The sequence below is a fragment of the Parendozoicomonas sp. 209JJ7-1 genome (assembly GCF_058147085.1).
The window spans coordinates 1-835 of the sequence record NZ_JBYVJU010000091.1 but is presented as its reverse complement, the minus strand read 5'-3'; the positions used below and the strand labels follow the sequence as shown (position 1 = coordinate 835).

The following is an 835-nucleotide window of genomic DNA, read 5'->3' as shown; positions in this document are numbered from 1 at the left end:
AGATGTTCCGGGGAAAGTTCTGTGCCTTTATCAGGGAGGCTATTAATCAACTCAGGCTGCCCCCGGATATGATTCCACAGCACGTCCATAACCTACTGAACAAGCTGGGTCGTGTGGAATGGAAGGTCTATATCCCCAAGAAGTACGATTACGGAACGGGGGTCGCCATCTACCTCTCAAAATACATGAAAGGCGGCCCGGTCAAGAATCAGCAACTCGATCGGGTGGGTGACAATGTCCTCCTCAGCTACACCAGCCACAGAACAAAGACAACAGAGACCAGAACCTTCACCTGTGAGCAGTTCGTGAAACAACTGCTCTGGCATGTACCCAGTCATGGCAAACGCGTCATCCGAAGCTACGGCCTGTACGCCCCCAGCTGTGTAAAGAAGCTCAATCAAGCCAGGGGCATACATAAGCAGAAACCCACAAAAGCCCCGGTCAAACTAACATGGCAAGAGTACCTGGAAAGCACAGGCAAGAACGAGGCCGGGCTATGCCCCAAGTGCAAAAAACGGCTGGTTATTATCGACACAATACCCAGAACACGTGATCCCTGCCATGCGCTCTACACCTTGCCATTACTCAGTTAAGGTAACTGCCTCTGGCAGGAGGCCCTTATGTGCAAACACGGGAAAAGCGACCCAAAAGTGTAAATCAAGAGCACCAATATCCATGATAAAAATACGCAATCCTTACCAAAGACAAAGCATCAGAACCGAAACACCATAAACACCCCAACGATTACGGCTTTAACTCCATAGAGATCGGAGTTAGGGTCGTACAACAAGGCGCTGCAGCGGACCTCGTACCTCGGCCGCTGAGCTAAGCGTTA

At 50.7% G+C, this 835-nt stretch carries 1 protein-coding gene; it reads left to right on the top strand.

All coding sequences use genetic code 11. The features are described from left to right. Window positions 1–593: transposase (locus ACY2RQ_RS19500; protein WP_490114680.1), on the top strand; the 593-nt coding region annotated here is incomplete at its 5' end. Window positions 594–835: the final 242 nt, after the last annotated feature.